Genomic DNA, 3891 nt, shown 5'->3' with positions numbered 1-3891 from the left:
GGGGGGGGGGGGGGGGGGGGGGGGAAGGGGCGTGTTATTCGAAGCGCCAGGCGAGGTTCAGGCCGATGCCGTAGTTACGTCCCGGGGCAGGCTCGTAGTAACGCCCGTTAGACTCGTTAACGATGACAGACCCGACGTACTCCCGGTCGAACAGGTTGTCGATGCGACCGAACAGATCCATATCCATCCTGCCGTAGCTCCATTTATAGCCAGTCGTCAGGCCAACCACCGTCCAGGAGGGCGCTTTGGCGGTGTTTTCGTCATTGGCCATGATATCGCTCATATAGCGAATATCGCTCCCGGCGTACCAACCTTGCTCCGGCTGATAGCCAAAGGAGGCGTAGCCCATATTGCGCGCGATCCCCGGAATGCGATTGCCATTGCAGCTGGCGTCGTCGCAGACGTTAGTGCGATAGGTCGCGTCCAGCCAGGTCCAGGCCGCCTTCAGACGCCAGCTCTCGCCAAACTGCTGATCCAGCCCCAGCTCCATCCCCTGACGGCGGGTCTTGCCGGCGTTTTTATAACTGGTGCGCCCGCCGCTGCTGCTGTCGACCACAATCTCATTATCGGTATTGGTCTGGAACAGGGCGGCGGTGAACAGCCCATTGCCGATCCGCGTCTTGCTGCCGATCTCCACCGTGTCGTTGGTGGAGGGTTTCAGGCCGAAGTTGAGGCCGCTCTGGTTATCGGAGCGGTAGGAGAGTTCGTTAATGGTTGGCGTCTCGAAGCCGCGGCCGGCGGAAAGATAGACGTTCCACGCGTCGGTCAGGGCATATTTCAGCGAGCCCGCGGGCAGCCATTTGTGATAGCTGGCATCACCGCTGTCATCGCCATTGCCTGGGGTGATGTAGTAGTCGTTCGAGTCGAACCATACCGAGCTGTAGCGAACCCCGGCATCGAGCGAGAGTTTGTCAGTGAGCTGCCACTGGGTCTGCAGGTAGGGGTCGACGTTCCACATCAGGTTGCGTTCGTTACGGCGCAGCGCGCCCTGTTCGCCATACTGCGGCGCGCCGTTGACCATCACAAAGTTTTCATACCCTTTGCGCCGCTCGCTCATGTTCTCGTAGTCGAGACCGGCGGTGAGCGTGACGGGCACCAGCAGCTCTCCGCGATGGGTCAGCCGGGTATCAATCCCCTGGTAGTGACGGGTAAGGTCGATCACCCCGCCGGCATGGCTCGGCTTCAGCTGCGGCGCGCGCGGGATCGACTGGAACTGAGTGGTTTCACGTTCTCCAGCGTACATCATAACGCTGAGATCGTCCTGGGCACTGAGCTGGCGCTCATAGCGCAGGCCGGCCTGGGTCTGTCGGGTATTCTTGCGGGTATTATACTGGTCGCCGCGCGGTGACTGGCGCGGGTTATCGCGCCATTCATCGGCGGTCAGGCCACCGGCGTCATTGGCTTTGATATCCACGCTATTCAGCAGCAGAGTCAGCTTACTGACGTCGTTGATGCGCACCCCCAGCCGGGCGTTCGCCAGATTTTTGCGCGCGCCGCTGTGATCGCGATAGCCATGGGTGGTGAAGCGATTGGTTGAGACCGTGTAATCCACATCGCCTGCGTGGCTGCCGTCGCCAACGGCGCCAGTGGCTTTCATCCCGTAGTGCCAGGTGCCGAAGCTGCCATAGTAGCTGCTGGCTTCCACGGTGGGCGGCTGGGTGCCGGTCTGGCTGGTGACGTTGATCACCCCGCCGGACGAGTTACCGTACAGGGCAGAGAAGGGGCCGCGCAGCACCTCAATGGTGTCAACGCTGCCGATATCAATATTTGAGGTCTGCCCCTGGCCGTCGGGCATGGTGGCCGGAATGCCATCCACATAGATGCGCAGTCCGCGCACGCCATAGGTTGAGCGCGAGCCAAAGCCGCGAATCGACAGCTGCAGATCCTGGGCATAGTTTTGCCGGTTCTGCACCTGCAGGCCCGGCACGGCGCCCAGCGATTCAGAGAGATTGACGCGCGGCGCGGCCTGGCGCATCTCATCCCCATTCACCACGCTGACGGCGGCGGGGGTATCCAGTTCAGAAACCGTGGTTGGCGCGGCGGTCACCACCATGGTTTGTTCATCAGCGGCCTGGGCTGCGGCAATGAGCGGCAAGAGCAGGGCCGGGAGGGCGACGTGACGCACGGACAGGATTTTCATCGATAATACTCAAAGACGAACCAAATGGAACATATGTATATATGTTACCTCGTTTGTAAAATATTTGAAAATTATTAACTGCTGCTGGTTAACGGATAGTGCTCGCCAGGCATGAATTTACCGCACAACAACAATTAACGCTCCACTTTGATATAAATAATGATTACTATTCGCATTCAAAAATAAGGGTAAAGCCAGGACTTTACCGCCGGAAGCGATGTCGGGTCAGCACATACTGGTTTATCAAAGGGAGTCGTCATGTCATTACGTCATTTTGCCGCGCCGCGTCTGCGCCATTCACTGCTCGTCACTTCTCTGCTGCTGGCAGGCAGCTTTAGCGCCCACGCCGCGGAAGAGATGCTGCGCAAGGCCGTCGGAAAAGGGGCCTACGAAATGGCCTACAGCCAGCAGGAGAATGCGCTGTGGGTCGCCACATCACAGAGTCGTTCGCTGGACAAAGGCGGGGTGGTTTACCGTCTTGACCCCGCCACCCTCGACGTGACGCAGATTATTCACAACGATCTGAAGCCGTTCGGCGCCGCTATCAACCATGCCACCGGCACGCTGTGGTTTGGCAATACCGTCGACAGCACTGTCACCGCTATTGACGCCAAAACCGGCGCCGTGAAGGGGCGCCTGGTGCTGGACGAGCGTCAGCGCAGCGAAACCGTGCGTCCGCTGCAGCCGCGCGAGCTGGCGGTCAATGAGCAGACCAACACGGTCTACATTACCGGTCTGGGCAAAGAGAGCGTGATTTGGGTGGTAGATGGCGCAACCCTGAAGCTGAAAACGACCATTACCGGCACCGGGGCAATGGCGACGGGTCTGGCGATCGATCCGCAGGCTAAGCGTCTGTATACCACCAACGCCGATGGCGAACTGCTGACCATCGACAGCGAGAGCAACACGATTGCGTCGCGCAAAAAATTGCAGGATGACGGCAAAGCGCATTTCTATCTTAACCTGAGTCTCGATACCGCCGGCCATCGTGCCTTTATTACCGACAGCAAGCAGCCGGAAGTGCTGGTGGTCGATACCCGCGACGGCAAGGTGCTGGAGAAAATCGCCGCGCCGGAGTCGCTGGCGGTGCTGTTTAACCCGGCGCGCAACGAAGCCTATGTGACGCATCGTAAGGCCGGGGAAGTCAGCGTTATCGACGGCAAGAGCTACAAGGTAGTGAAGACCTTTAAAACGCCGACTCACCCCAACAGCCTGGCGCTCTCCGAGGACGGCAAAACGCTGTACGTTAGCGTGAAACAAGCTTCCAGCCGTGAGAAAGAAGCCACCGCGCCGGACGATGTGATCCGCATCGCCCTGTAAGACCTCAGCGCGACGAAACCGGAAAACGGTGGTCGCGCTCCGCATGCCGCCGGGCCAGGCCCGGCGACTCACCCTCTGTTACAAACGCCTATTGGCCTGACAAACCAGATGGTTATACACTTAACCCTTTCCCGCCACGTGCGGGCAGTGGTAATCAGTGGAGATAAAATGAAAAAGCCATTCATGGTGATTTGCGCCGGCGCGATGCTGGCGCTGCTGGCAGGTTGTTCGTCAAACTACGTTATGACCACGAAGAGCGGTCAAACTATCGTTACCCACGGCAAGCCGCAGCTGGATAAAGAAACGGGGATGACCAGCTATATCGATGAGTCAGGTAATAAGCGGGAAATTAACAGCAGCGATGTGTCGCAGCTGGTTGAAGATAATTAAGTTCTGACCTCCCGGTTTGCCCGCGATGGACAAACCGGGAG

At 58.9% G+C, this 3891-nt stretch carries 3 protein-coding genes; 2 read left to right on the top strand and 1 reads right to left on the bottom strand.

Going from position 1 to position 3891, the window contains the following annotated elements:
* Nucleotides 1-34: 34 nt before the first annotated feature.
* On the bottom strand, nucleotides 35-2140 hold the full coding sequence (pqqU, locus tag HMPREF9538_RS16385; protein WP_004189794.1) for a TonB-dependent receptor PqqU: 2106 nt from the start codon (nucleotides 2138-2140) through the stop codon (nucleotides 35-37).
* Between the two features lie 258 nt (nucleotides 2141-2398).
* Here pqqU and HMPREF9538_RS16390 point away from each other — a divergent pair, with 258 nt between their 5' ends.
* Together HMPREF9538_RS16390 and HMPREF9538_RS0127440 are read left to right on the top strand one after the other, a co-directional pair.
* Nucleotides 2399-3460: a YncE family protein gene (locus HMPREF9538_RS16390; RefSeq protein ID WP_004898548.1), complete on the top strand. Its 1062-nt coding sequence runs from the start codon at nucleotides 2399-2401 to the stop codon at nucleotides 3458-3460.
* Between the two features lie 168 nt (nucleotides 3461-3628).
* Nucleotides 3629-3850 carry a YgdI/YgdR family lipoprotein gene (locus tag HMPREF9538_RS0127440; RefSeq protein ID WP_002906779.1) on the top strand — a complete coding sequence of 74 codons (222 nt, stop codon included), beginning with the start codon at nucleotides 3629-3631 and terminating at the stop codon, nucleotides 3848-3850.
* Nucleotides 3851-3891: the final 41 nt, after the last annotated feature.

The organism is Klebsiella sp. MS 92-3 (genome assembly GCF_000195655.1).
Classification (GTDB): Bacteria; Pseudomonadota; Gammaproteobacteria; order Enterobacterales; family Enterobacteriaceae; genus Klebsiella; species Klebsiella pneumoniae.
The sequence above is the reverse complement of the archived record's forward strand: the minus strand, read 5'-3'. Positions and strand labels throughout refer to the sequence as shown.

Excerpts from the sequence above, each read along its gene's own strand:
- pqqU (WP_004189794.1), bottom strand. The coding sequence starts at position 2,140 with ATGAAAATCCTGTCCGTGCGTCACGTCGCCCTCCCGGCCCTGCTCTTG.
- HMPREF9538_RS16390 (WP_004898548.1), top strand. The coding sequence starts at position 2,399 with ATGTCATTACGTCATTTTGCCGCGCCGCGTCTGCGCCATTCACTGCTC.
- HMPREF9538_RS0127440 (WP_002906779.1), top strand. The coding sequence starts at position 3,629 with ATGAAAAAGCCATTCATGGTGATTTGCGCCGGCGCGATGCTGGCGCTG.